Source organism: Amycolatopsis sp. NPDC051371 (assembly GCF_040682155.1).
Taxonomy (GTDB): domain Bacteria; phylum Actinomycetota; class Actinomycetes; order Mycobacteriales; family Pseudonocardiaceae; genus Amycolatopsis.
In genome coordinates this window covers 46740-70609 of sequence record NZ_JBFBAG010000017.1, presented here as the reverse complement: position 1 = coordinate 70609, position 23870 = coordinate 46740, and the positions used below count along the sequence as shown (strand labels likewise).

The window sequence follows — 23870 nt, the reverse complement described above, 5'->3', positions numbered from 1 at the left end:
ACTCTCCACTCGAGAAGGACCCCATGACGGAAACTCTGCCGCCGGCTCCGGAACACGACCGGATCGAGCCGGTCGACATCCAGCAGGAGATGCAGCGCTCCTACATCGACTACGCGATGAGCGTCATCGTGTCGCGGGCGCTGCCGGACGTGCGGGACGGCCTCAAGCCGGTCGCCCGCCGGATCCTGTACTCGATGTTCGACTCCGGTTTCCGCCCGGATCGCGGGTACAACAAGTGCTCCCGCGTCGTCGGCGACGTCATGGGCAACTACCACCCGCACGGTGACTCGGCGATCTACGACGCGCTCGTCCGGCTCGCCCAGCCGTGGTCGCTGCGGTACCCGCTGATCGACGGCCAGGGCAACTTCGGCTCGTCGGGCAACGACCCCGCCGCCGCCATGCGGTACACGGAGTCCCGGCTCGCGCCGCTGGCCATGCAGATGCTGGCCGACATCGAAGAAGACACCGTCGACTTCCGCGACAACTACGACGGCCGCACGCAGGAGCCCGACGTCCTGCCGTCGCGGTTCCCGAACCTGCTGGTCAACGGTGGTTCCGGGATCGCGGTCGGGATGGCGACGAACATCCCGCCGCACAACCTGGGCGAGGTCTCCGAGGGCGTCGTCTGGGCGCTGGAGAACCCGGACGCGACCGACGACGAGCTGCTGGCCGCGCTGCTGGTGCGGATCAAGGGCCCGGACTTCCCGACCAAGGCGATGATCCTCGGCACGTCCGGCATCGAGGACGCCTACCGCACCGGCCGCGGCTCGGTCCGGATGCGCGCGGTCGTCGAGGTCGAGGAGGACGCGAAGGGCCGCACGATCCTGGTCGTGTCCGAGCTGCCGTACCAGGTCAACCCGGACAACCTCGTCGAGAACATCGCGAACCTGGTCCGCGACGGCAAGCTCACCGGCATCGCCGACATCGCCGACGAGTCCAACAGCCGCTCCGGCATGCGGATCGTCGTCACGATCAAGCGGGACGCGGTCGCGAAGGTCGTGCTGAACAACCTGTTCAAGCACACCCAGCTGCAGCAGAACTTCGGCGTCAACATGCTGGCCCTGGTCGACGGCGTGCCGCGCACGCTGCGGCTCGACCAGATCATCCGGCACTACGTGAAGCACCAGGTCGAGGTCATCGTCCGGCGGACCCGCTTCCGCCTGAAGAAGGCCGAAGAGCGGGCCCACATCCTGCGTGGGTACGTCAAGGCTCTCGACGCGCTCGACGAGGTCATCGCGCTGATCCGGCGGTCGCCGTCCGCCGACGAGGCCCGGCCGGCCCTGATGGAGCTGCTGGACGTCGACGAAATCCAGGCCACCGCGATCCTCGACATGCAGCTGCGGCGCCTCGCCGCCCTGGAGCGGCAGCGGATCATCGACCAGCTGGCCGAGATCGAGCTGGAGATCGCCGACCTCAAGGACATCCTCGAGAAGCCCGAGCGGCAGCGCGCGATCATCCGCGACGAGCTGATGGCGATCGTCGAGAAGTACGGCGACGACCGCCGCACGAAGATCATCGGCTTCAGTGGCGACGTCACCGACGAAGAGCTCATCGCCGTCGAGGACGTCGTCGTCACGATCACTCGCACGGGGTACGCCAAGCGGACGAAAACCGACCTGTACCGCTCGCAGAAGCGCGGCGGCAAGGGCGTGCAGGGCGCGACGCTGAAGCAGGACGACATCGTCCAGCACTTCTTCGTCTGCTCGACGCACGACTGGATGCTGTTCTTCACGAACAAGGGCCGCGTCTACCGGACCAAGGCGTACGACCTGCCCGAGGCCAACCGCAACGCGCGCGGCCAGCACGTGGCGAACCTCATGGCGTTCCAGCCGGACGAGCAGATCGCCCAGGTCATCCAGATCAAGAACTACGAGGTCGCGCCGTACCTGGTGCTCGCCACCAAGCGCGGCCTGGTGAAGAAGACCAAGCTCACCGACTTCGACTCGAACCGCTCCGGCGGCCTCATCGCCATCAACCTGCGCGAGGGCGACGAGCTGGTCGGCGCGGTGCTGGCGGCGGCCGAGGACGACCTGCTGCTGGTGTCCGCCGAAGGCCAGTCGATCCGCTTCCACGCGACGGACGAGGCGCTGCGGCCGATGGGCCGCCCGACGTCCGGCGTGCTCGGCATGCGGTTCAACGACGGTGACGAGCTGCTCGGCATCAGCGTGGTCAAGGAGGACAAGTTCCTGCTGGTCGCGACGGACGGCGGGTACTCCAAGCGCACGCCGATCGGCGACTACCCGGTGCAAGGCCGCGGCGGCAAGGGTGTGCTCACCATTCAGCACGACCGCAAACGTGGCAGGCTGGTGGGTGCACTCATCGTCGACGCCGAGGACGAGCTCTACGCGATCACCTCGAGCGGCGGCGTGATCCGCACGCCGGCGGTCGACGTGCGCAAGGCAGGGCGGCAGACGAAGGGGGTCCGGCTGATGAATCTCGGCGAAGGCACCACTCTTCTCGCCGTCGCACGCAACGCGGACGAGCCCTCGGACGTCGCCAATGGTGACGCGGTGGACGACGCCAACGGTGACGCCCCCGAAGCACCTGAAACGAGTGAAGAAACGACGGCACCGTCGGAGCAGTGAGTTGCTCTCCGGCGGCGGCCCCACGGCACGGGTAAGGACTGACTCTTCGTGACACCATCCGAGAATCCCGAGGCATCGGGTTCGAACGGGACTCCGGCGAGCCCGCCCTGGCAGCGGGTCGACAAGGACGGCGACTCCGAAGCGACGGTCAAGCTGGCCACGGACGAAGCGCTGTACAAGCCCGAGGCGCCGGCCGGGGAGACGCAGCCCGTCTCCCCGGAACAGCGCCCGGTGGTGACCGGCAGCGCGGCCCCCAGGCTGTTCGGCGACACCCCGCCGAGCGGCGAGCCGTCCGCGGCCGCCGTCCCGTCGGCGTCGTCCCAGCGTGCCCGGCCCAGCGCGTTGCGGCGCCCGGGCCGCGGCCCCCGCCGGGCTTCGCTGCAGGTGAAGCGCTTCGACCCGTGGTCGGTGCTGAAGCTGTCCCTGGTACTGGGCGTCGCGATGTTCTTCGTCTGGCTCGTAGCGGTCGGCGTCCTGTACACGGTCCTCGACGGCATGGGCGTCTGGGACAAGCTGAACGGAACGTACTCGTCCCTGGTGGGCGGCGAAGGTGCCAACGCGTCCTCGGAACCGCTCATCAGCGCGGGCCGCGTGTTCGGCATCGCAGCCATCCTCGGCGCGATCAACATCGTCCTGGTGTCAGCCCTCGCCACGGTCAGCGCGTTCATCTACAACGTGTCGGCCGACCTCGCAGGCGGCCTCGAAGTCACGCTGTCGGAACGGGAGTAACCCGGTTGCAGGGCCCCCTCGGGGGTCCTGTAAAGTTCTTTTCGTTCAAGGGCCTATAGCTCAGGTGGTTAGAGCGCTTCGCTGATAACGAAGAGGTCCCAGGTTCAAGTCCTGGTAGGCCCACCCGATTCGCCCGGTCATGTGTGGTGAAAACTCACACCGTGATCGGGTGTTTTTTGCCCTGGGGGCCGAGCCCCCAGACCCCCACGGTGCGGCTGGTTCCTGTCCCAGCGTGGTTGTCTTTGGCCCCCAAGGTGGGGTTTTAGGGCTGGGGGGTTAGCAGGACGATGGGGATTTCGCGGGTCGTCTTCTCTGCGTATTCGTTGTACAGCGGGAAGATCTGGGCCATCTGGGGCCAGAGGTGGGCTCGCTCGGCTGGGGTTGCCACTCGGGCCTTGGCCGTCAGGCGGCGGGTTCCTACCTGGACTCCGACGCTTGGGTTCGCCTCCAGGTTCTTGAACCACGCCGGGTGCTCGTCCGCGCCGGCCTTGGAGGCGACGACCACGAGGTCGTCTCCGGAGGTTCCGTAGATCAGGCACGTGCGGCGCGGTACTCCGGTTTTGCGGCCGGTCGTGGCGAGGATCAACGTGTACACGCCGTTCGATTCGTGGCCCTCGGTGCCGCCCGAATCCAAGTATGTGCGGGTTTGCTCGGCTACCCAGTCCCACTGCGAGTCGGTGGCGCGGTCGAGGTCGTCGGCGACGGCCATGGTTGTCCTTCCTTACGCGAGTGGGTTTCAGGCGAGCTTTTCGGCCAGCGCGACGATGAGGCCCTCGGGGCCGCGGACGTAGGCGAGCCGGTAGCCGTTCTCGTACTTCACCAGGTCGCCCATCAGCTCGGCGCCGTGGGTGCGCAGCCGGGTCAGAATCTCCTCGATGTCGTCGACGGCGAACATGATGCGACGAAATCCGGCCGCGTTGACCGGCAAGTCCGGCTCGACGACGGCGGCGGTCGACGGCGAGTGGAACTTCATCAGCTCGAGCCGGCCGTGGCCGTCCGGGGTCCTCACCACGGTCAGGTCGCACCGGACGCCGTCGAGGGCGACGAGCCGGTCCACGTCCGGGCCGCCGACCTCGGCCTCGCCTTCGAGCTCCAGACCGAGTTCGAGGAAGAACGCGACGGCCGCCGCCATGTCCTCGACGACGACGCCGATGTTGTCCAGCCGCTGGATCGTCATGGTTTCTCCCCTGGTCACACGGCCCTCGTGGCCGCTCGTGCCCCTGGGACGGAGCCGGCGCGACGTTCTCGACACGCAACCATGCCCTGAATCTCGCTCAAGTGCGGGGCCCTCATGGGCTGGATCGTCGTGGAGACCGTGGGGACCGACGTCGCCGCAGGTCGGGGACCAGGGCGTCGGGATGTTCCTGCCTTGATACAGGTCAGCCCTGCCGGGAAGAGAAGGTACCGGCAGGGCTGAGCGGTCACGGCCGATGCGCGCCACGGTCGCCTCTCGGCGAGTGGCTCGACGCGGCTCCAGCCGAACGGAACTCCGCGAAGGCAGTTTGGTGAGGCCCGGGGGACACGGTGGGCACATCGACCACTGGGTACAACAGGACACCCCGCCCCGGTATTTCCCTCCCCATGTGACGTGCGTTACCTGCGCAATCGTGGTTCCACGTGGAACCACCGCCCCGACGGCGCCCGGCGCCGGTGCAGTAGCATCGCGGGGTAAGGGAAGCAAGCTGAGAAGGGGGCTTCGGTGAAGAAGCTGCTGGCACTCGCGGTCATCGCGGGCGGCGTCCTGTTCGTCGTGAAGCGCAACAAGGCGGCCAAGGCCGAAGCGGACCTCTGGCGTGAGGCGACCGCCCCGGTCCCCTCGAACAACGGCACCACTCCGGCCAAGCCGGCGGGTGCGTCCCACAACTGATTTTCCCGCGGGCGTCAGCCCGCACCGGGGCTGTAGCTCAATTGGTAGAGCACCGCCTTTGCAAGGCGGGGGTCAGGGGTTCGATTCCCCTCAGCTCCACAACACGTCGTCGTCGAATTCCTCACCGCAGGAAGCTGATCACCGCGTCCCGGCCCGCGTGGCCGCGCTCGCGGTTCTGGATCGAATGGGACTCGCCCGGGACGATCACCAGCTTGCCCCGCGGTGCCTGCGCCGCCTCCTCCCGCGCCCACTCCAACGGCGTCGACAGGTCGCGGTCGCCGTTCAGCAGCAGCACCGGGACGTTCGGCAGCCGGGATGCCGGGTTCGAGCCCACGCGTTCCACCGGCCACGGCAGGCAGCCCTGGATGAAGCCTTGCCGCGTCGCGACTTCGGTCGTGTACGGCCAAGTCGCGGACGCCGGCAGAGCGCGCGCCGTCAACGACAGCAATGGCTGCCGCAGCGACATCGGCGTCGCCGACGTGCCCCACGGGAAGCGCTGGTCCGCGCACAACGTCGCCGCGTGCAGGCCGGTGCTGTAGGAAGCCGGGTCGACGTCCTCGGTCGTGTAGCCCTCGACCAGCTGGTCCAGCCACTCCGGTGCGCCGCCGCGGGCCGCGTGCAGGGCGCCGATGACGTCGCCCGCGTCCGGGGAGCGGTACGTCGGGTCCGAGAACTCGTAGGCGACGATCGCGTCGAAGATCTTCACGCCGTCCGCCGGGCTGCGGTGGCGGACCACCCACGCGAGGTCGTCGGCCGGGTCGAACCCGCAGGCCGGGGCCACCGAACAAGCCAGCCGCAGCACGCGGGCTTCGGCCGTCAACCCCGTCAGGTACAGCGTCGCCGACGGCGTCGAGTGGTGCGGCAGCACGGAGTCGAGGACGACCTTGCTGACGTTGCCCGGGTGCGCGATCGCGTACCGCGCTGCCGTGAACGAGCCGTACGAGACGCCGTCGACCACCATCTTCGGCGCGCCCAGCGCCTGCCGGAGCTGGTCGAAGTCCGCGACGCTCTGGTCGGTCGAATACAGCGAGGCCGTGTCGCCGAGGATGCGCGCGCACTCGGTGACCGCGTCGCGCGTCGGCGTCGCGATGTCCGAGCTGCCCATCTGCGCTTGCAGGCCCGGGCAGTTCAGCGCGCCGGCGCCGGTGCCGCGCTGGTCGAGCATGACGAACCGGTAGTCGTTGGCCACTTCCGGCAGCCGTTGCGTCGCGATCCGGGTGATGGTGCCGACGCCGCCCTGCCCGGGGCCGCCGGTGAGGAACAGCAGCACGCCCTTCGGCGCGGTCACGTTGTCGGAGGTCGCGACCGGCAGGGCGAGCGTGCCCGGGTGCCGGCCGGTGTGGTCGAACGGCACGGTCAGCGTCGAGCACGTGAAGCCCGGTTGTCCCGGGCACGGGTGCGGATCCGTCAGCTTCGGGCGTCCCCCCGGACGCGTGTCGGCCGCGGCCACACCCCCGAGGGCGGCGGTCAGCGCCAGGACCAGCCCGGCGGTCAGCAGTTTCGAACGCATGATCCATCATCGCCACACGAACCCGGGCGCGGCATACCCCCGAACGGCCATACTTGCCCGCATGACGACAGCGCGGCTGCGGGCGTGGTGGGCCCACCGGCAGGGACTCGACGGCACCCTCCGCGGCGCGTCGGCCGCGGAAGTCCTCGAACGGACCGGCTGGGCCCGCTCGGTCGGCGGTTCCGCGCCCTACCTCGGGTTGTTCGCCCGCGCCGGGGTGCGCCGCGCGGAGGTCGACGCCGACGTCGCCCGGCTGGCCATCCACGAGCTGCCGTCGGCTCGTGGCTGCACGTACGTCCTGCCCGAGGCCGACTTCGCGCTCGGATTGGCCGCCGGCGCCGGTGCCCCCGAAGGCGAGCTCGCCGCTGCGGAGAAGCACCTCGGCGTGACGCGCACCGAGATCGACAAGCTCTGCGAAGTCGTGCTCGGCGTGCTCGGGGACGAACCGCTCGACCCGGCGAAGCTGCGGACCGCCGCGGGCGACGCCGTCCGCACCCTCGGTGACGCCGGGAAGAAGCGTGGTGTCACCACGACGTTGCCGCTCGCCCTCGGCCTGCTCCAGGCGCACGGCGAAATCCGGCGCGTGCCGGTCAACGGACGGCTCGACCAGCAGCGCTACGGCTATGTCCGGTGGATGCCCCGCGCCGCACCGTCCGATGTGGACGTCGAGCTGGCCCGGCGGTACTTTGCCTGGGCCGCGCCGGCGTCGCTCAAGCACTTCCGGTGGTTCTCCGGACGAACCGTGGCGGCGTCGAAGAAAGCCGTGGAATCCTTGGACTTGCAGGCCGTCGACGGTACGGATCTTCTGCTCACGAAGGAAATCGCCGAGGAATTCCAGGCGTTCACCGTGCCGGGCAAGCCGTCCTACGCGCTCGTCGCCGGGATCGACGGCATCCACCTGCTGCACCGCGACCTCTCGCGCCTGCTCGACCCGGCGGACGCGCAACGGCCCGCTCCCGGCGGAAAGGCGACGCTCGGCGCCGAAGCGGATCCGCCGTGCCACCTGATCGTCGACCGCGGGCGGATCGCCGGGCTCTGGGAGTTCGACGTCGACGCCGGGAAGATCGTCTGCCAGTTCTTCGGCGAAGAGGACGAGGCGCTGCGCGAGGTGGTCGCCGCGACCGAGGAGTTCGTCCGCGACGACCTCGGCGACGCCCGCAGCTTCAGCCTCGACTCGCCGAAGTCCCGCGCGCCGCGCCTGGCCGCGCTCAAGGCCTGACGCGGATCAAGGCCAGAGCCGCTCGCGGACCCAGCCGTCGCCGGTCTTCCGGTACCTCAGCCGCACGTGCCTGCGGTCGTGGCTCGCCTGCCAGAACTCGACTTCGTCCGGGGCGACGAGGTACCGCGTCCACGTTTCCGGGGCCGTGTCCGGGTTTTCCGAGACCCAGCGCTCGGCCTCCGCGGCCGCCGCGTCGAGGTCCGCCGGGTCGTGCAGCACCTGCGACTGGTGCCCGATGAACGCCTCGACGCGCGAGGCAGGCGGCCGGGCCAGGAAGTCCGCCGCGGACACCTCGGGCGCCGCGGGGGAGGCCGGGCCGCGCAGCCGGACCTGACGGCCGCGCCCGGGCCAGAAGAACGTCAGCGCCGCGCGCGGATCCTTGCGCAGCTGCAGCCCCTTCGGGCTTTCCGAGCTGGTGGCGACCGCCCAGCCGGCCGGGCCGACGTCCTTGAGGATCACCACCCGCGCGTCCGGCGCACCGTCGGCGTCCACTGTGGACAGTGTGACGGCGTGCGGTGCCAGCACGTGCTCGCCGGCTTCGGTCAGCCACTCGAGGAAGAGCGCCTGCGGGTCCGCGGCCGCCGTTTCCGGCGTGAACACGGGAAGTTCTTCGGGGAACGACGGCCAGCCGCGCAACTGCACCATGTCAGTAACCGTACGGCGGCTGTCCCGGCGGCGGGTAGACGGGCGGCTGCGGACCGGCCTGCCCGGCGTACGGCGGGGGCGGCACCGGCGGCGCGGCCATCGGTGGCTGCTGCTGCCAGCCCGGCGGTGGTGGCTGAACCTGCGGTTGCTGCGCCTGCTGCCACTGCACCTGCTGGTACACCTCGGCGGGCGGCGGGAAGCAGAAGGTCAGCTTGGCCCGGATCGCGCCGTGCATCGCGGCGCCCCAGACCTTCCCGCCGGTGAACGCGTACGTCTGCCCGGCCGTGAGGTCGACGGCGACCATCCGCGTCTCGCCGCCGAACTGGTTGCTGGTCTTCGCCGACGCGGCCTGCGCGGCGTCCGGGTACACGTGCCGGCCGACGAGCCCGGCGATGACGACCGAAGCCGCGGTCCAGCCCATGGTGCCGACCAGGTTCGCTCGGGCGTACTGCGTGGCGCGGCCGGTGAAGTCGTACAGCGCGGCCGCGCTGACCTCGGGCACGGGCGCGGCGATGACGCAGTAGTTCATCGTCGAGAGCATCACCGACTCGGCGAACAGGCCGGCCACGGCCGTCGCGGGCCCGATCTGCACGGAACCGAGATTGCCGCCGGAGCGCTGGATGCGCTCGGCCACCGCGCCGAGGTACTGCTCGGGGGTGAGCACGCCGGGACCTCCCTGACCGTCGACAAGAACGCCATCGTCGCACGCGCGTCCGTCACGCCGAGTTCAGCCAGCGGTTTTCACACATGCTTCATGGTTGACTGTGCGCGCTATGCGACGACTCGTACTTCTCGCGCCCGCCGTGGTGCTGCTGGCCGGCTGCGGCCCCTTCCTCGTGTCCGGTACCGCGACCCCCAGTCCGCCGTCGGTGTCCACCGGCGCGGCCGCGGGTTCGGAGCTGCCGCCGGATCCCCAGCCGGCCGCGACCGAGGACTGCCCGTACCTCGACAGCGAGTTCGTGGCCGACTCGAACGGGCAGCACGTGTCGAAGGTGCGCGTGTCGGCCGACAAGCCGCACCCGGCGTGCTTCTTCTACCGCCCGGACGGGAAGATCCAGCTCACCGTCCGGGTGTACGTCGGGGACGCGAAGACGGCGACCGCCCTGGTCAACAAGGTGGCGCCGGTCGACTCGTCCAACCCGGCGAGCGATCCGACCGGCTGGAAGGGCGGCTACGAGTCGACCGACGACGGCGCCGTCTATGCGGTCGCGAAGGGGACCGCGGCGGTCATCGCGACCACTAACCAAAAGCAGAGCGTCAAGGCACGCACAGTGGTCAAGAAGGCTATCGCTGCCCTTAAGCTCTAGGTAGCGGGCTCCACACGGGTGAGTGATGTTGATCTTGTATTACCCTGTGCGTCACGCGCAGGCTTCGTGGACTCGCGCACCGCAGCCATCGGGGGATCCCCACCCCCGGGGGCCGGGCACAAAATCTGCAACGACAAAGGACTAGATTCGTGGCTGACACCCTCAAGGACATCCTGCTCGACTCCGGCCGTCGTCCGGCCGTCGTGAGCGACTTCGAAACCCTCGTCGACGCCGAGGTCTCGGACAAGGGCGGCGTTTCGGGTGCCGTCGTCAAGACCGGCTTCGCCGCGGTCAAGAAGATCAAGCCGGGCATCATCCCCTCGGCCGTCGACACCCTGCTGCCCGACTTCGTGGTCGCGCTCGAGCCGTTCTACGGCGACTACCGCGCCAAGGGCGGCAACGACTTCGGCGCCTACCTCACCAGCCGCTCGGACGAGGCCTCCAACGCGCTGCTGAGCGTCACCGACACGCGCGCGGAGAAGAGCAGCCGCGACAGCATCAAGAAGGTCTACGGCAAGCTGCGCCCGAACGGCAAGAAGAACGTCGAGGAGGCGCTGCCCCGCCTCGGCGCGCTGGTCGACAAGCACGCTGCCAACGCCTGAGCGAACCCCAGGCACCACTGAAGAGGCCCCCCGGGTGCACGCCCGAGGGGCCTCTTCGTGTGGGCCTCAGTTCTTCTTCTCGGCGGGCGCCGGGGACGGCGCCTTGCCGTTCGCCTGCGGGCTCGGCTTCGCCGCTTCGGCGGGCTTCGGCGCAGGCGGGGTGGCCTTCGGCGGCGCGGGCGCGACCGGCGGCTCCTGCTTCGACCGGAGGACGTAGGCGGCACCGGCACCGACCACGACCAGGCCGAGCAGCCACGGCCAGCGGCGACGGCTGCGCGTCCCCTTGGCTGCGGCCTTGGCCTCGACCACGGCAGCGGCGAAGTCCTTCTTCGCGGACTTGAAGTCCTTCTTGCCGCGGCGCTTCGAGTCGCCGGCCGCCTTCGCGGCCTTGATGGCGGCCTTCTTCGCCTTGCGACCCGGCTTGCGCAGCTCGGAGAGCCGGGAGAGGGCCTCCTGGCGGGCGGCCTTCGAGCTCTTCTTGAGCTCCTTGCGGGTGAGCTCGGTCTTCTTCGCGAGCTGCTTCTGCGCGCGCCGGCCGTGCTTGACGCCCTCGGAGACGAGTTTGTCGGCGGTCTCGGCGGCCTGGGCTGTCGCCCGGGACATGGACTTCACCTCATCATTCGTTTTGACACTGCTCTGTTACCCGTAACCTATCGTGCCCCTTTTCGTCGCGCCTCGCTGCTGATGGCACGATGAGACTCGTGAAAGCTACGCTGCACACCAACCAGGGTGACATCAACCTGAACCTGCTCCCCGACCACGCGCCGAAGACGGTCGCGAACTTCGTCGGGCTGGCGGAGGGCACCAAGGAGTACACCCAGCCGAACGCGGCGGGCACGAACTCCGGCCCCTTCTACGACGGTTCGATCTTCCACCGGGTCATCGACGGCTTCATGCTGCAGGGCGGCGACCCGACCGGCACCGGCCGCGGCGGCCCGGGCTACAAGTTCGGCGACGAGTTCCACCCGGAGCTGCAGTTCAGCAAGCCGTACCTGCTGGCCATGGCGAACGCCGGGCCCGGCACCAACGGCTCGCAGTTCTTCATCACCGTGGCGCCGACCACCCACCTGAACTTCAAGCACACGATCTTCGGTGAGGTGGCCGACCAGGAGTCGCGCAACGTCGTCGACGCGATCGGCCGCACCTCGACCGGCCCGGCGGACCGTCCGCTGACCGACGTCGTCATCGAGAAGGTCACGATCGACCACGAGGGCTGAGCCGGTCAGGTTTCGGTAGGTTGGTTCCATCGTGAACCAACCGCCGAACCCCGCCGCCGAACCGCAAGCCGCGCTCCCCGGGTGCTGGTGGCACCCGAACCGCCCGACCGGGCTGAGCTGTTCCCGGTGCGGGCGTCCGGCGTGCCCGGAATGCCTCCGCGAAGCCCCCGTCGGCTTCCAGTGCACCGACTGCGTGCACAGCGGCACCCAGCAGCAACGCCGGCAGCACCGCGACTACCAGGAAGCCGGGTTCGGCCAGCGCACCGTCTTCGGCGCGCGGCTGTCCCAGTCGGTGCTCGTCACCCAGGTCATCCTCGCGGTGAACGTCCTGGTCTTCCTCATCACGGTCGTCCAGTCCGGCAGCCTGAACGACAACGAGCTGGCGCCGATCTTCCAGCACGCCAGCCTCTACGGCGACGCGACGCTGGGCCACAGCGAGTGGTGGCGCGTCCTGACCAACGGGTTCCTGCACTACGGCCCCATCCACATCGCGGTCAACATGTTCTCGCTGTGGATGATCGGACGGTCGCTGGAACAGGTCTGCGGCCGGAGCCGCTACCTCGCGCTCTATTTCGTCTCCATGCTCGGCGCGTCGACGGCCGTGCTGCTGTTCGGCGACCCCGGCGGGTTCCCCGGCACGGCCGGCGCGTCCGGCGCGCTGTTCGGCCTGATGGGCGCCTACGCGGTCACCGTGCTGAAGCTGAAGCTGAACCCCACCGGCCTGATCATCACGCTCGCGCTGAACGCCTTCATCACGTTCGGCATCCCGGGCATCTCGATCTGGGCGCACGCAGGCGGGCTGGTGACGGGAGCTCTGCTCACCGTCGCGCTGCTCTACGCGCCTCAGGTCAACCAGGCGCGCTACCAGGCGATCGGCATCGCGATCATCGCCGTCGCGCTCATCGGCCTCATCGTCTACAAGGGCTCGCAGTTCCCGCCCGAAACCTGCCAGTTCGTCCAGTACCGCGAGGGCCCGTACTACACCTGCCGCTAGCTCCGCGCGCGCAGCGTGCTGAGCACGTCCAGGACGTCGCGCGGGTCTTCACCGAGTTCGAGCCACCCGAAGACGAACAGCTCGTCGTCGTGCTCGATTTCGAGCGTGACGCCGTCGCGGCCCAGCCGGCGGGTGGTGCGCAGCCGCGTGCGGGTCTGCGCCCAGGGCAGCCGCTGCGTGCCGCTCAGCGTCCGGGTCACCAGGCCCTCGGTGTCGGCGGCCAGCCGGGGCCGGACGAGCGTCGAATGGGCGGCGAACGCGCCGGCGGCCAGCGTGGCCAGTGCGAACAGCACCAAGCCGCCGCGGTCGCCGGTCAGCGCGTCGGCCACCACGCCGGCCAGCAGCAGGACGGTGACCGCCCACGCCGATACCACAAGGGCCCGACGCGGCGCCCAGGAGGTGGGGTAGTTATCCACAGGGGTTATCCACACTGGGGATGAGTCACACCGGTGTAATTCGGCGTCAAGCCGCCATTCGGAGTAATAATCAGCGCCAACGCATAGTCATGAGGAGACCGGCGATCATCAGCGCGAATCCGCCGGCGAAGTTCCAGTTCCCCAGGTCGGCCATCCACGAGATCTTGTCCCCGGCGATGTAGTTCACCAGCAGCCAGATCAGGCCCAGGAGCATCATCCCGAACATCGGGATCTTCCAGGCGAGACCGGTGGGACCGGCCGCCCGCACCTTCACCGGCGTGCGCCGGTCGGCAGGCGGGGTGTAAGCCGTCTTCTTGCGGACCTTGGACTTGGGCATCGTGTTCCTCGCGGTGCTGTTCGGGCTGGTCGGTGGCGATGACCCGCTCGGGGTGCGCAACCAGCGCCACGTGCACACGTTAACGTAAACGACCGCAGGAAAGCAGCGGCCGGGAGTGGTCGGATTTCCCGTACCGTGACGTCGGGGTCACCAAGTGTCGGACGCGGCTTGAGAGGAGCTTGCGTGACTACGCGCGAAGGACCGGATGACGACCGGCGCAGACACCCCGGGCAACGGCCCGTTCCCCAGCGCCGTCCCGCCACGCCGCCGCGCGGCCAGCTGCCGCCGCGCCAGCCCGCGGGGCAGCCTCCCCGGCGTCCGCAGGGACCGCCGGGACGCCGCTACACCAGCCCCGCCCCGCCGCCGGGCTCGGCCGAGGAGACGGTCGTGTTCGCCCCGGTCGGCAAGGGGGGCACCGCGACCGCGGAGAAGCCGCCCCCGGCGCCGCTGGGCAAGGGCGGCGTCGCGATCCGGACCGCCGGCGAAATCCTCATCACGCTGGGCCTGGTCGTGCTGCTGTTCATGGTCTACGAGCTGTACGTGACCGACCTGTTCTCGGCGGGCAAGCAGTCCGAGGCGAGCGACCAGCTCGACGGCGAGTGGGCGCACGACCGCACGCTGCACCCCGAGCTGATCGACGGCAAGGCGTTCGCCCGCATCCACATCCCGACGTTCGGCGTCGACTACAACTTCACGATCCAGGAGGGCACCGACGACGCCTCCCTGGAGGTCGGGCCCGGCCACTACAAGGGCACGTCGCTGCCCGGCGAGCCCGGCAACTTCGCCGTCGCCGGCCACCGCGTCGGCAAGGGCGCCCCGTTCAACGACCTGGACAACCTCTCCTCTTGTGACCAGATCGTGATCGAGACTTCGACCGACTTCTACATCTACAAGGTCCTGCCCTACGACGACGAGATCGAGAACTGGGCCGGCGGCAAGGGCGCCGACCCGAAGTGCAAGGGCGTCTCGACCCTGCGCGACCCGAACGCGGAGGACGGCGGCGCGTACGACGAGACGTTCGGCCGGAAGGTCGTCCTGCCCAGCCAGGGCACCGCGGTGAACCCGGTTCCGTACAAGGGCGCCGAGACGCTGCCGAAGGCCCAGCAGGCCGCGCTGCTCACGCTCACGACCTGCCACCCGCAGTTCTCCGCCCAGCAGCGGCTCATCATCACGTCGGTGCTGACCCAGCAGGTGCCGAAGAACCAGGTCAAGGACTACGGCGACCTGCTCTCGAAGATCGGGGAGGCCTGATGTACGCCTGGCTCTGGGGGAAGTTCCCCGGCCCGTTCGCGGTGAAGCTGACGATCGCGGTGGTCCTCGTCCTGGGCGTCGTGGCACTGCTGATGTTCGTGGTGTTCCCGTGGCTGGAGCCGCGACTGTGGTTCAACGAGGTCGCGGTCAACTGACCCGGAACCCGCCGGACGTGCGGACCGTTGCCCCTCTCGGGAGAGGGGCCGCCGTGAAGACACGTCAGAAGGACCGGGACAACCCGCAGCCGGAGTCGCCCTGGAACGAGATCCGGCCGGGCCTGTGGATGGGCGGGCACGTCCGCGCGGGCGAGGAACCGGTCGTCGTCGGACGCGAGTTCGACCTCGTGCTGAGCCTGTACCAGCGAGACGGGCACGGCCCGCCGATCGGCGTCGAGCACCACTTCGCCGAGATGCCGGACGGGCCGTTGAGCGAGGCGCAGATCGCCGAGGTCGAGCGGTTCGCGGTGCTCGCCGCGGAGGCAGTGCGCGCGGGCCGCTCGACGCTCGTGCGCTGCCACGCCGGGCTCAACCGGTCGGGCCTGGTCGTCGCGCAGACGCTCGTCGAGCTCGGGCTCACCGTGCCGGAGGCGATCGCACTGGTCCGGCAGCGTCGGTCGCCGTGGGCGCTGCACAACGAGCTGTTCGTGCAGTACCTCGAGAGCGGGCTGCCGACTGCGCGCCTGCTGGTCGGGCTCGGATCTTGAGAGCCTCCGGCGCACCGGGGTGCGCCGGAGGGCTCGGCTAGCAGTCCCGCAGCTCGGGGCTCTGGTTGAGCAGCTGGCCGCGCGGCGAGACGAACGCGCGGTAGCGGTCACCGTCCATTTCGGACGTCTTGAACACGGCGACCCGGTGGCAGTTCTGGAAGGCCAGCTTGACGCCGAAGTGGCGCTCGAGGCCGCCGCGGATCGCGTCCGAGGCCAGGGCCCGCAGCAGCTGCCCACGGGCCGTCTCGCTCGGTGGCGGCGTCTCGTTGTCGGCGAAACCGTCCGCCGCACCCTCGGCGTCGGCGATGACGCCGGTGATGACCTCCCAGGCGTACGGCAGGGATTCCTTGACGCAGGTGACGAACTCGGCGTCGGTGACCTCTCCGCGCTCGGCCTTCTCCAGCAGCGCGGGTGACACGTCCAGGGACATCGAACCTCCAGTTTGAGCAGGGCCACTCTCTTGGCTACCGGCCGGGCGACCCCGCCACAAGAGAAAACGATGATCATCACCAATATGGCGGAAGCGCCGGTCACTCCCAGCGGAAGAAGCGCGCCGCCAAGGCCGTTCCGAGCACCGCGAAGCCGGCGAGCACGACGAGTTGCAGCGGCTGCACGCCGGCGCCGACCCAGGCGTCCTGCAAGGGCTGCGTGCCCGGCGGGACGTAGTCGCCGATCCGCCGCAGGACCTCCGGCAGCAGTGGCCGCGGCAGGTACACGCCACCGAAGAACATCGTCGGCAGGAACGCGATCAGCGCGAACGCGCCCGCGGCCTTCGCCGTCCGGGCGACCGCCGCCGCCAGCAGGCCGAACGAGAACATCGAGACCGTGCCGAGCAGCAGCGTCAGCAGGAACAGCAGCGGGTGCTTCGGCATCGGGACGTCGTAGGCCGCGTGGGCCACCCCCAGCGTCAAGCCGATGCCGGCCAGCGCGACCACGACGTGGATCAGCAGCTGTGCGCCCAGCAGGTTCGCCGGGTGCACCGGCGTCGTGGCCAGCCGGCGCAGCACGCCCTGCTCGCGGTAGGTCGCGACGGCGCCCGGGATCGACTGCAGTGCCAGCATCGCGAGGCTGATGACGATCACCGATGGCACCCAGGCGTCGATGAACCGGAGGCCGCCGGCCGCCGGACTGGGTTCCGTCATGCCCGGGATGGCGCCGACCGCCAGCAGCACCGCGGCCGGCAGCAGGAGGCCCGCGATGGCCATGAACGGCGTGCGGAGGAAGAGTTTCGCTTCGGTGGTGGTGATCTTGGCGAACGTGTTCACCGGGTGCTCCTCGTGAGCGAGACGAACGCGTCGTCCAAAGTGGAGGCTCCGGCCGCGGCGCGGAGCTCGGTCGGGGTGCCGGTCGCGACCACGCGGCCGGCGTCGAAGACGGCGACGCGGTCGCAGAGCCGCTCGGCCTCGTCCATGAAGTGGGTGACCAGCAGGACCGTGACGCCGGTGGCGCGCACGCCTTCGACCAGCCGCCACGTCTCGCGGCGGGCGTGCGGGTCGAGCCCGGTGGTCAGCTCGTCGAGGATGGCCAGTTCGGGGTTGCCCACCAGCGCGAGCGCGATGGATACGCGCTGCTTCTGGCCGCCGGAGAGCTTGCCGAAGAAGGCGCGCTGGTGGTCGCGCAGGTCGAGCCGGTCGAGCAGGACGTCGACGTCGGCCGGGTCCGGGTAGAAGGACGCGAACAGCTCCAGCGCCTCGCGGACCCGCAGCTTCGCCGGCAGCCGGCTTTCCTGCAGCTGGACGCCCACGCGGCGGGTCAGCGCGGCGCGGTCGGACGCGGGGTCGAGGCCGAGCACGGAGATCTCGCCGCCGTCGGCCTTGCGGAGGCCCTGCAGGCATTCGACGGTGGTGGTCTTCCCGGCGCCGTTCGTGCCGAGGATGCCGAAGATTTCGCCGCGGTCGACGGTGAAGGAAACGCCGTCGACCGCGACCCGGGAGCCGTAGCGCTTGCGGAGTTCGGTGACTTCGATGAGTGGCATGGCTACGAAACTACGAAGCTTCGGCGTCGCGCAGAATGACGCTGAATCCCCAGCTCAAGTAGGGTTTTGCTGACGCGGGGGTGGGGCTGGGCCCACCCCGGTCGTGGGGCTTCGGGCAGTGCGCGGGCAGCGGTGGTTCAGCGAAGATCCCGGGGGAAGGAGGTGCCGGATGACGTACCTGCGTGCCCTCGGGCGGGCCTGCGCGCTGGCCGCGTTCGCGTTCGTCAGCTGGTTCGACGTGCTCGTCGAGCTGGCCGCGTTCGCGCTGCTGTGCGTCGGGCTGGTCTTCTTCCTCGGGCCCGCGGTCGAATGGGCGCGCGGCCGGGCGCGGGTGGCGCGGACGCTGGCCGCGCGCTGGTGCGGCGTCGAGGTCCAGCCGCCGTACCAGGCCGAGCCGCCGGAGCCGGCGCGGGAACGCGACGGCTGGTACCGCGACGGCAACCAGCTCTACAAACGGGTCTTCTGGATCCGCTGGCAGCGCCGGCTCACGTGGGCGCTGGAGGACCCGGCGGCCGGACGCGAGTTCACGTGGCAGCTGCTGAACCCCCTGGCCACGGTGCTGCTGCCGGTCGCCGTGCTGCTCGGCGGGCCGGCGGTGCTGCGGGGCTACGGTCGGTGGACGCGCTGGTGGATCGGTGTCCGGCCGCCGTCGAAGCCGCACCGGAACTGGCTGCACCGGCACCTCGAGTCGCTGGGCCACCAGCTCGCCATTCTCGCGCTTTCCCTGGTGCAGCTGGTTTTCTCGATGTGGCAGCTGATCGTCATCGTCGCGGCCGCGCCGGTGGCGGCGCCGGTCGTGCTGTGGAGCCGGACCATCACCGACACGCTGCGCCGCGAGGCCGGGAACTGGACCGGTGTGCGGATCGGACGCCCGTACCTGCCGCCGCCCGGCCTGCCGGTGCCCCGCGCGGACGGGCTCTTCCAGGTCGGCAGGCAGCTGTACGAAGAGCCGTTCTGGCCGGTCCAGCACGCTCGCAGGCGGTGGATCCTGCGCGACCGCGCCACGTGGCGCGACCTCGCCGGTGGCGGCCTGATCCCCCTCGTGTCGCTTGCGCTCACGCTGCCGACAGTCGCGCTGACCGGCTGGGGTGTGGTCGGCCTGCTGACGCTGTGGGTCTGGCGGCCGCTGGCGAGGTCGGTCGCGTGGTTCCCGCTACCCGAGGTCTCGACGCACTTCGGCGCCGCCGTGCAGACGCCGGTGGCGCTCGCGTTGATCGTCGCCGGGATGGCGCCGACGACGTGGCTGGCCCGGCAGCAGGCCCGCTTCGCGCGGGTTTGGCTGGGGCCGACGGACGCGACCCGGCTCGCCCAGCGCGTCGAACGGTTGAAGCAGACGCGCGCGGACGTCACGGTCACGCAGGCGGCGGAGCTGCGGCGGATCGAACGCGACCTGCACGACGGCATCCAGTCGCGGCTGGTCGCGATGGGGATGAAGCTCGGCGCGGTCGAGGCGCTGGTGGACACCGATCCGGCAGCGGCGAAGCGGCTCGCGGCCGAGCTGCGCGCGGCGTCGTCGGAGGCGCTCACCGAGCTGCGGGTGCTGATCCGCGGCATCCACCCGCCGGTCCTGTCCGAGCGCGGGCTGCTGGACGCCGTGCGCGCGCTGGCGTTGGACAGCCCGCTGAAGGCGCAGGTCACGGGCTCGCTGCCGGGGCGCGTCGAGGAGCCGGTGGAGGCGTGCACGTACTTCGCGGTGTCGGAGCTGCTGGGCAACGCGGCGAAGCACGGCGCGGGACGGGTGACGATCGACCTCGGGTTCGCCGACGACCAGCTGACGGTGGTGGTGACCGACGACGGCAAGGGCGGCGCGAACCCGGCGCTGGGCTCGGGACTGCGCGGGATCGAGCGTCGGCTGGGTGGCTTCGACGGTAGGTTGACCCTGACCAGCCCGATCGGCGGGCCGACGAGGGCGACCGTGGAGATTCCGTGCCAGCTCGACCCAGAACCGTCATCGCCGAGGATCAATACCTCCTCCGAGACGGCCTGACGCACCTACTGGCCGCGCACGGTTTCGACGTCGTGGCGGCGGTCGGCAGCGGTCCCGAGCTGGCGGCGGCGCTGCGGTCGCACCGACCTGATGTGTCCATTGTGGACGTCCGGATGCCTCCGACGAACACGGACGAAGGCCTGCAGGTTTCGCTGGCGGCCCGCCAGGAGTTCCCGGGGTTGCCGATCCTGGTGCTGTCCCAGCACGTCGAGCAGCTGTATGCGCGCGAGCTGCTGGCGGACGGCACGGGCGCGATCGGCTACCTGCTGAAGGACCGCGTGTTCAACGCGGACCAGTTCATCGACGCGGTCCGCCGCGTGGCCGCCGGCGGCACGGTGATGGACCCCGAGGTGATCGCCAAACTGGTGGCCGGCAACGCTTCCGACCCACTGGCAGCGTTGACGCCCCGCGAGCGTGAGGTCCTCGGCCTGATGGCGGAGGGCTGCTCCAACGCGGCGATCGCCGGAAGGCTGCACTTCAGCGAAGGCGCGGTCGGCAAGCACACGGCGAACATCTTCCAGAAGCTCGGCATCTCGGCTTCGGACGATTCGAACCGTCGTGTGCTGGCCGTACTCGCGTACCTCGGTGCCGGTTAGCCGCGCGAAACCCGCGTCATCTCTTCGCGCTCCACGACCTTGATCCGCTCGCGACCGGCAGCCAGGCCCAGCGACTTCTCGTGCGAGTCGAGCTTGCCCCAGCCTTCCCAGGTCGTGAACGGGATTCCCCGCGTCGCCAGGAATTCGAGGATCGCGTCCGGGGACGAGTACTTCGGGGCCGCCAACGTGTCCGCGTCCGAGAGCAGACTCGCGATCGTCTCCGCCGCGTCGCCCTTCGTGTGGCCGATGAGGCCCACCGGGCCGCGCTTGATCCAGCCCGTCACGTACACGCCCGGGAGCTGGTTCTCGTCCAGGTCCAGCACGCGGCCCGCCTGGTTCGGCACCACGCCGGCCGCGTGGTCGAACGGGAGCTCCGGCAGGTGTGACGACAGGTAGCCCACCGCGCGGTACACCGCCTGGACGTCCCAGTCGTGGAACTCGCCCGTGCCGCGCACGGTCCCGTCGCCCGTCAGCTCCGTCCGTTCCGTGCGCAGGCCGGAAACCCGGCCGTCCGTGCCCAGAACTTCCGAAGGCGAGTGGAAGAAGTGCAGGTGGAGCCGCTTCGGCCGCGAACCCGGCTCGCGGATCGCCCACTCCTGCAACGTCTTCACGACCATGTCGATCTGCTTCGACGCCCGCAGCGCCGCGATGCTGCCGTCGTCGAACTCGATGTCCTCCGGGGCCACGATGACCTCGACGTTCGGCGAGTGGTCCAGCTCGCGCAGCTCCAGCGGCGTGAACTTCGCCTGGGCCGGGCCGCGGCGGCCGAACACATGCACGTCCGTGACCGGGCTGGTCTTGAGCCCCTGGTAGACGTTGTCCGGGATGTCCGTGGTCAGCAGCTCGTCGGCCGTCTTCGCCAGGATCCGCGCGACGTCCAGCGCCACGTTGCCGACACCGAGGACCGCGACCGAAGACGCGGTCAGCGGCCAGGTGCGCGGCACGTCCGGGTGGCCGTCGTACCAGGAGACGAAGTCCGCGGCGCCGTGGCTGCCGGCCAGGTCGATGCCCGGGATGTCGAGCTCGCGGTCGGCGGACGCGCCCGTCGAGAAGATCACCGCGTCGTAGAACTCGCGCAGCTCGTCGAGCTTGATGTCGGTGCCGTAGTCGATGTTGCCCAGCAGGCGGATGTTCGGCTTGTCGAGCACCTTGTGCAGCGCCGTGACGATGCCCTTGATGCGCGGGTGGTCGGGCGCGACGCCGTAGCGGATCAGCCCGAACGGGGCGGGCATCCGTTCGAAGAGGTCGATCGTCACGTCGGCGTCGGACTTGTCCAGGATGTCGGCGGCGTAGATGCCCGCGGGACCAGCGCCCACGACGGCTACGCGAAGAGATCGGCTCACGCCCTCCACGGTAAGTTAGGGTCGCCTAACCAGAAATGTGATTTACCGTACGGTCCACCAGTTGGGAGCCGGTAGGCTCGACGCCATGCGTGTTCTCGTCGTCGACAACTACGACAGCTTCGTCTACAACCTGGTCCAGTACCTGGCCCAGCTCGGCGCCGACTGCACGGTCTGGCGCAACGACGTCGTGGACCTCGACCGCGTGCCCGAGTTCGACGCCGTGCTCGTCTCGCCTGGCCCGGGAACCCCCGAACGCGCTGGTCAGAGCATGGACGTCATCCGCAAGTGCGCCGAGACGCGCACGCCGATGCTCGGGGTCTGCCTCGGCCACCAGGCGCTCGGCGTCGTCTACGGCGCGACCGTCGACCGCGCGCCCGAGCTGCTCCACGGCAAGACGAGCCAGGTCCGCCACGCCGGCGTCGGCGTCCTCAAGGACCTGCCGGAGGAGTTCACCGCCACCCGGTACCACTCCTTGACCGTGGTCCCCGACACCATCCCGGCCGACGTCTTCGAGGTCACCGGCCGCACGGAGTCCGGCATCGTGATGGGCATGCGCCACCGCGAGCTGCCGCTGGAAGGCGTCCAGTTCCACCCCGAGTCGGTGCTCACCGAGGGCGGCCACCGGATGCTGGCCAACTGGCTGGCCGCGGCGGGCCACCCCGTCGACCCGGCCCGCGTGAACGAGCTCGAGCGGGCGACCAAGGCGCTCCAGAAGGCCGCTGTTGCGTGATCCGGCTCGAGGGAGTCGGCAAGCGGTACGGGCGCGGTGACTTCGTCCTCCACGACGTCGACCTGAGCGTCGAGCCCGGGCACGTCGTCGGCGTCCTCGGCAGCAACGGCTCCGGCAAGTCGACGCTGCTGCGGATCATGGCCGGCGTCTCGCACCCGACCACCGGCACCCTCACCGGCACGCCGCGGATCGGCTACCTGCCGGACCGCTTCCCGGCCGGCCAGCGCATGGGCGCGCGGGCGTACCTGCGGCACATGGCGCGCATCCACGGGCTCGCCGACCTTTCGGTGATCGACCCGCTGCTCGAACGGCTCGCGCTGGTCGGCGGCCCGACGGCGCCGCTGCGCACGCTGTCCAAGGGCAACGCGCAGAAGGTCGGGCTCGCGCAGGCCGTCATGGTGCGGCCCGACCTGCTGATCCTCGACGAGCCGTGGTCCGGGCTCGACGTCGGGACGCACGCCATCCTCGGCGAGGTCGTCGCCGAGACGCGGGCGCGCGGCGCGAGCGTCGTGTTCACCGACCACCGGCCGCAGGTGGTGCACGACCACGCCGACGTCGTCCACCTCATGAACGACGGCAGGCTCACGGCCGAGAGCGCCGAGCCGACGACGCGGATCGTGCTGCGCGGCCACGGGACCGATTGGGCCGACGAGCCCGGCGTGCGCCACGCGGTCGTCGAGGGCGCCCGGATCGTGCTCACGGTCGAGGTCGCTTCGGTGGACGCCGTGCTGCTGCGAGCGTTGAAAGACGGCTGGTCCGTGCGGGAGGTGGCGCCGTGCTCGCCATGACCCGCTACTACTTGGCCCTGCTCGGCCATTCGCAGCGGTACCTGCCGGCGCTGCTGGCCTACCTCGCGCTGTGCGTGATCCTCTACGCCGACCCGCACTCGCCGCCGCTGCCCTTGTTCGGCGTGAGCGCCGGCGGGCTGCTCGTCGTGTCGTGCTGGCTGACGATCGCGCTGCTCGACATCGAGGACCCGGTGCAGCGGCTGGTCACCCTGAGCCACGCGCGCCAGTGGCGGCGGATGATCACCGGCGCGATCTTCACCGTGCTGGTCTGCTCCGCGGTCCTCACCGTGATCACCGAGGTGTGGTCGGCCGTCAAGTCGTTCAAGGTCCAGCCGTCGGCGCTGGGCATCGGGCTGCTCGCGCACCTCGCGTGCGCGTTGCTGGGCATCGCGATCGCGCTGCCGTGCTCGCGGCTGCTCGTGCAGCGGGTCGGCTGGACGGTGCTCGCCGCCGTGGTGACGCTGATCGTCGTGCTGCTGGCGAAGATCCCGCTGGTCCACCCGCTGCTGCACGCCCTGACCGACGAGGAACCGGTCGGCGGCCCGCTCGTCTTGGCGGTGGTGACGTCGGTGGCGGTGCTGGCCGCGAGCTTCCTCGTCGTTTCGCGGCTCGTGCAGCGTCGTTCCTGAGTGCAATTTGCAATCTTCAATTTCCGCGACAGGCTTCCGGCGGGTCATCGGAGCCGACTAAGGTTCGGGTCCTCTCCGAATCTGGGCGAAGGGAGACCGGGTGACGGCTGGGATCGTCGCGATCACCGGGCCGGACTCCGACGGCGAGCTCCGGGACCTCGCCGCCTGGCTCCGCGGGGAAGACGAGCTCCGCGGCCGCGTCCAGCTGTTCGACGCCGTCGTGGTCGGCGTGACCAGCAACTCCGCCGGCGTCTTCTGCCGTTCACTGTTCGCTTGGCTGCGGCGTTGCCGCGAAGCCAGTGTCTCCCTGAAGATCAAGCGCTCGGGCGCGGCCGAGGAGCTGGAGCTCGACTGCGGTCCCGCGAGCGATGCCGAGCAAGTTCTCGGTGCCGTCCAAGGATTTCTCGACAAAGCATGAACGACGAAGAAGGCCCGCACGG

Annotated in this window: 29 protein-coding genes and 2 tRNA genes; 19 read left to right on the top strand and 12 right to left on the bottom strand. The window is 70.1% G+C overall.

Going from position 1 to position 23870, the window contains the following annotated elements:
* Positions 1-23: 23 nt before the first annotated feature.
* From gyrA to AB0M59_RS21810, 3 genes are all read left to right on the top strand, one after another.
* On the top strand, positions 24-2585 hold the full coding sequence (gene gyrA / locus AB0M59_RS21820) for a DNA gyrase subunit A (RefSeq protein WP_364617622.1): 2562 nt from the start codon (positions 24-26) through the stop codon (positions 2583-2585).
* A gap of 48 nt (positions 2586-2633) precedes the next feature.
* Positions 2634-3314: a DUF3566 domain-containing protein gene (locus tag AB0M59_RS21815; RefSeq protein ID WP_364617621.1), complete on the top strand. Its 681-nt coding sequence runs from the start codon at positions 2634-2636 to the stop codon at positions 3312-3314.
* A gap of 49 nt (positions 3315-3363) precedes the next feature.
* Positions 3364-3437: transfer RNA gene (locus AB0M59_RS21810), tRNA-Ile, on the top strand.
* 139 nt (positions 3438-3576) lie between these two features.
* On the opposite strand, the gene AB0M59_RS21805 is transcribed toward AB0M59_RS21810, so the two are convergent.
* Both AB0M59_RS21805 and AB0M59_RS21800 read right to left on the bottom strand, forming a co-directional pair.
* On the bottom strand, positions 3577-4023 hold the full coding sequence (locus tag AB0M59_RS21805) for a nitroreductase family deazaflavin-dependent oxidoreductase (RefSeq protein WP_364617619.1): 447 nt from the start codon (positions 4021-4023) through the stop codon (positions 3577-3579).
* A 27-nt stretch (positions 4024-4050) separates the two neighbouring features.
* Positions 4051-4491 (bottom strand): VOC family protein, encoded by a 441-nt coding sequence (locus AB0M59_RS21800; RefSeq protein ID WP_364617617.1) that lies wholly within the window; start codon positions 4489-4491, stop codon positions 4051-4053.
* 522 nt (positions 4492-5013) lie between these two features.
* On the opposite strand from AB0M59_RS21800, the gene AB0M59_RS21795 reads away from it, so the two are divergent.
* Together AB0M59_RS21795 and AB0M59_RS21790 are read left to right on the top strand one after the other, a co-directional pair.
* Complete coding sequence (locus AB0M59_RS21795) at positions 5014-5181, top strand: DLW-39 family protein (RefSeq protein WP_086679331.1); 168 nt, start codon at positions 5014-5016, stop codon at positions 5179-5181.
* Positions 5182-5207: 26 nt separating this feature from the next.
* Positions 5208-5280, top strand: a tRNA-Ala gene (locus AB0M59_RS21790).
* A gap of 22 nt (positions 5281-5302) precedes the next feature.
* Here AB0M59_RS21790 and AB0M59_RS21785 read toward each other — a convergent pair.
* Positions 5303-6691, bottom strand: coding sequence for an alpha/beta hydrolase (locus AB0M59_RS21785; protein ID WP_364617615.1), 1389 nt, complete (start codon positions 6689-6691; stop codon positions 5303-5305).
* 61 nt (positions 6692-6752) lie between these two features.
* On the opposite strand from AB0M59_RS21785, the gene AB0M59_RS21780 reads away from it, so the two are divergent.
* Positions 6753-7910, top strand: coding sequence for a crosslink repair DNA glycosylase YcaQ family protein (locus AB0M59_RS21780; RefSeq protein ID WP_364617613.1), 1158 nt, complete (start codon positions 6753-6755; stop codon positions 7908-7910).
* Positions 7911-7916: 6 nt separating this feature from the next.
* Here AB0M59_RS21780 and AB0M59_RS21775 read toward each other — a convergent pair whose 3' ends face one another.
* Positions 7917-8555: a pyridoxal 5'-phosphate synthase gene (locus tag AB0M59_RS21775; protein WP_364617611.1), complete on the bottom strand. Its 639-nt coding sequence runs from the start codon at positions 8553-8555 to the stop codon at positions 7917-7919.
* Between the two features lies 1 nt (position 8556).
* Positions 8557-9219 (bottom strand): hypothetical protein, encoded by a 663-nt coding sequence (locus AB0M59_RS21770; protein ID WP_364617609.1) that lies wholly within the window; start codon positions 9217-9219, stop codon positions 8557-8559.
* A gap of 109 nt (positions 9220-9328) precedes the next feature.
* Between AB0M59_RS21770 and AB0M59_RS21765 the strand changes: the two genes are divergently transcribed.
* Complete coding sequence (locus AB0M59_RS21765; protein ID WP_364617607.1) at positions 9329-9862, top strand: DUF2020 domain-containing protein; 534 nt, start codon at positions 9329-9331, stop codon at positions 9860-9862.
* Between the two features lie 149 nt (positions 9863-10011).
* Positions 10012-10464, top strand: a complete 453-nt coding sequence (locus tag AB0M59_RS21760) for a hypothetical protein (RefSeq protein ID WP_364617605.1) — start codon at positions 10012-10014, stop codon at positions 10462-10464.
* Positions 10465-10530: 66 nt separating this feature from the next.
* On the opposite strand, the gene AB0M59_RS21755 is transcribed toward AB0M59_RS21760, so the two are convergent.
* Positions 10531-11067: a hypothetical protein gene (locus AB0M59_RS21755; protein WP_364617603.1), complete on the bottom strand. Its 537-nt coding sequence runs from the start codon at positions 11065-11067 to the stop codon at positions 10531-10533.
* Between the two features lie 89 nt (positions 11068-11156).
* On the opposite strand from AB0M59_RS21755, the gene AB0M59_RS21750 reads away from it, so the two are divergent.
* Together AB0M59_RS21750 and AB0M59_RS21745 are read left to right on the top strand one after the other, a co-directional pair.
* The gene (locus AB0M59_RS21750; RefSeq protein WP_364617601.1) at positions 11157-11681 is read left to right on the top strand and encodes a peptidylprolyl isomerase; all 525 of its coding nucleotides are present in this window, start codon (positions 11157-11159) and stop codon (positions 11679-11681) included.
* 31 nt (positions 11682-11712) lie between these two features.
* The gene (locus tag AB0M59_RS21745; RefSeq protein WP_364617599.1) at positions 11713-12675 is read left to right on the top strand and encodes a rhomboid family intramembrane serine protease; all 963 of its coding nucleotides are present in this window, start codon (positions 11713-11715) and stop codon (positions 12673-12675) included.
* Here the strand turns inward: AB0M59_RS21745 and AB0M59_RS21740 are convergent.
* Entirely contained in the window at positions 12672-13049 is a 378-nt protein-coding gene (locus AB0M59_RS21740) for a PH domain-containing protein (RefSeq protein ID WP_364617792.1), read from the bottom strand. The two genes, AB0M59_RS21745 and AB0M59_RS21740, sit on opposite strands and share 4 nt — an antisense overlap.
* 112 nt (positions 13050-13161) lie before the next feature.
* Positions 13162-13428 carry a cell division protein CrgA gene (gene crgA, locus AB0M59_RS21735; RefSeq protein ID WP_284743405.1) on the bottom strand — a complete coding sequence of 89 codons (267 nt, stop codon included), beginning with the start codon at positions 13426-13428 and terminating at the stop codon, positions 13162-13164.
* Positions 13429-13707: 279 nt separating this feature from the next.
* Between crgA and AB0M59_RS21730 the strand changes: the two genes are divergently transcribed.
* Genes AB0M59_RS21730 through AB0M59_RS21720 form a run of 3 tightly spaced genes read left to right on the top strand, consistent with a single transcriptional unit; the run spans position 13708 to position 15382 of the window.
* On the top strand, positions 13708-14679 hold the full coding sequence (locus AB0M59_RS21730) for a class E sortase (protein WP_364617790.1): 972 nt from the start codon (positions 13708-13710) through the stop codon (positions 14677-14679).
* Positions 14679-14834 carry a hypothetical protein gene (locus tag AB0M59_RS21725; protein ID WP_364617597.1) on the top strand — a complete coding sequence of 52 codons (156 nt, stop codon included), beginning with the start codon at positions 14679-14681 and terminating at the stop codon, positions 14832-14834. The genes AB0M59_RS21730 and AB0M59_RS21725 overlap by 1 nt, the downstream gene beginning before the upstream one ends.
* A 53-nt stretch (positions 14835-14887) precedes the next feature.
* Positions 14888-15382, top strand: coding sequence for a protein phosphatase (locus AB0M59_RS21720; protein ID WP_364617595.1), 495 nt, complete (start codon positions 14888-14890; stop codon positions 15380-15382).
* 37 nt (positions 15383-15419) lie between these two features.
* Here AB0M59_RS21720 and AB0M59_RS21715 read toward each other — a convergent pair whose 3' ends face one another.
* The 3 genes from AB0M59_RS21715 to AB0M59_RS21705 all read right to left on the bottom strand — a co-directional run bounded on the left by AB0M59_RS21715 (position 15420) and on the right by AB0M59_RS21705 (position 17357).
* Entirely contained in the window at positions 15420-15812 is a 393-nt protein-coding gene (locus tag AB0M59_RS21715; protein ID WP_364617593.1) for an SCO5389 family protein, read from the bottom strand.
* 100 nt (positions 15813-15912) lie between these two features.
* Positions 15913-16647 (bottom strand): ABC transporter permease, encoded by a 735-nt coding sequence (locus AB0M59_RS21710; protein WP_364617591.1) that lies wholly within the window; start codon positions 16645-16647, stop codon positions 15913-15915.
* The gene (locus tag AB0M59_RS21705) at positions 16644-17357 is read right to left on the bottom strand and encodes an ABC transporter ATP-binding protein (protein WP_364617589.1); all 714 of its coding nucleotides are present in this window, start codon (positions 17355-17357) and stop codon (positions 16644-16646) included. The genes AB0M59_RS21710 and AB0M59_RS21705 overlap by 4 nt, the downstream gene beginning before the upstream one ends.
* Before the next feature lie 169 nt (positions 17358-17526).
* Here AB0M59_RS21705 and AB0M59_RS21700 point away from each other — a divergent pair, with 169 nt between their 5' ends.
* Positions 17527-19344, top strand: a complete 1818-nt coding sequence (locus AB0M59_RS21700; protein WP_364617587.1) for a histidine kinase — start codon at positions 17527-17529, stop codon at positions 19342-19344.
* The gene (locus AB0M59_RS21695) at positions 19284-19940 is read left to right on the top strand and encodes a response regulator transcription factor (RefSeq protein WP_364617585.1); all 657 of its coding nucleotides are present in this window, start codon (positions 19284-19286) and stop codon (positions 19938-19940) included. The genes AB0M59_RS21700 and AB0M59_RS21695 overlap by 61 nt, the downstream gene beginning before the upstream one ends.
* Here AB0M59_RS21695 and AB0M59_RS21690 read toward each other — a convergent pair.
* Positions 19937-21256 (bottom strand): FAD-dependent oxidoreductase, encoded by a 1320-nt coding sequence (locus tag AB0M59_RS21690; RefSeq protein WP_364617788.1) that lies wholly within the window; start codon positions 21254-21256, stop codon positions 19937-19939. The two genes, AB0M59_RS21695 and AB0M59_RS21690, sit on opposite strands and share 4 nt — an antisense overlap.
* Before the next feature lie 112 nt (positions 21257-21368).
* Between AB0M59_RS21690 and AB0M59_RS21685 the strand changes: the two genes are divergently transcribed.
* The 4 genes from AB0M59_RS21685 to AB0M59_RS21670 all read left to right on the top strand — a co-directional run bounded on the left by AB0M59_RS21685 (position 21369) and on the right by AB0M59_RS21670 (position 23848).
* Positions 21369-22013 carry an aminodeoxychorismate/anthranilate synthase component II gene (locus AB0M59_RS21685; RefSeq protein ID WP_364617583.1) on the top strand — a complete coding sequence of 215 codons (645 nt, stop codon included), beginning with the start codon at positions 21369-21371 and terminating at the stop codon, positions 22011-22013.
* Positions 22010-22801 (top strand): ABC transporter ATP-binding protein, encoded by a 792-nt coding sequence (locus AB0M59_RS21680; RefSeq protein WP_364617581.1) that lies wholly within the window; start codon positions 22010-22012, stop codon positions 22799-22801. The genes AB0M59_RS21685 and AB0M59_RS21680 overlap by 4 nt, the downstream gene beginning before the upstream one ends.
* The gene (locus tag AB0M59_RS21675) at positions 22789-23430 is read left to right on the top strand and encodes a hypothetical protein (protein ID WP_364617579.1); all 642 of its coding nucleotides are present in this window, start codon (positions 22789-22791) and stop codon (positions 23428-23430) included. The genes AB0M59_RS21680 and AB0M59_RS21675 overlap by 13 nt, the downstream gene beginning before the upstream one ends.
* Positions 23431-23530: 100 nt before the next feature.
* The gene (locus AB0M59_RS21670; protein ID WP_364617577.1) at positions 23531-23848 is read left to right on the top strand and encodes a hypothetical protein; all 318 of its coding nucleotides are present in this window, start codon (positions 23531-23533) and stop codon (positions 23846-23848) included.
* The last annotated feature ends 22 nt before the right edge of the window (positions 23849-23870 follow it).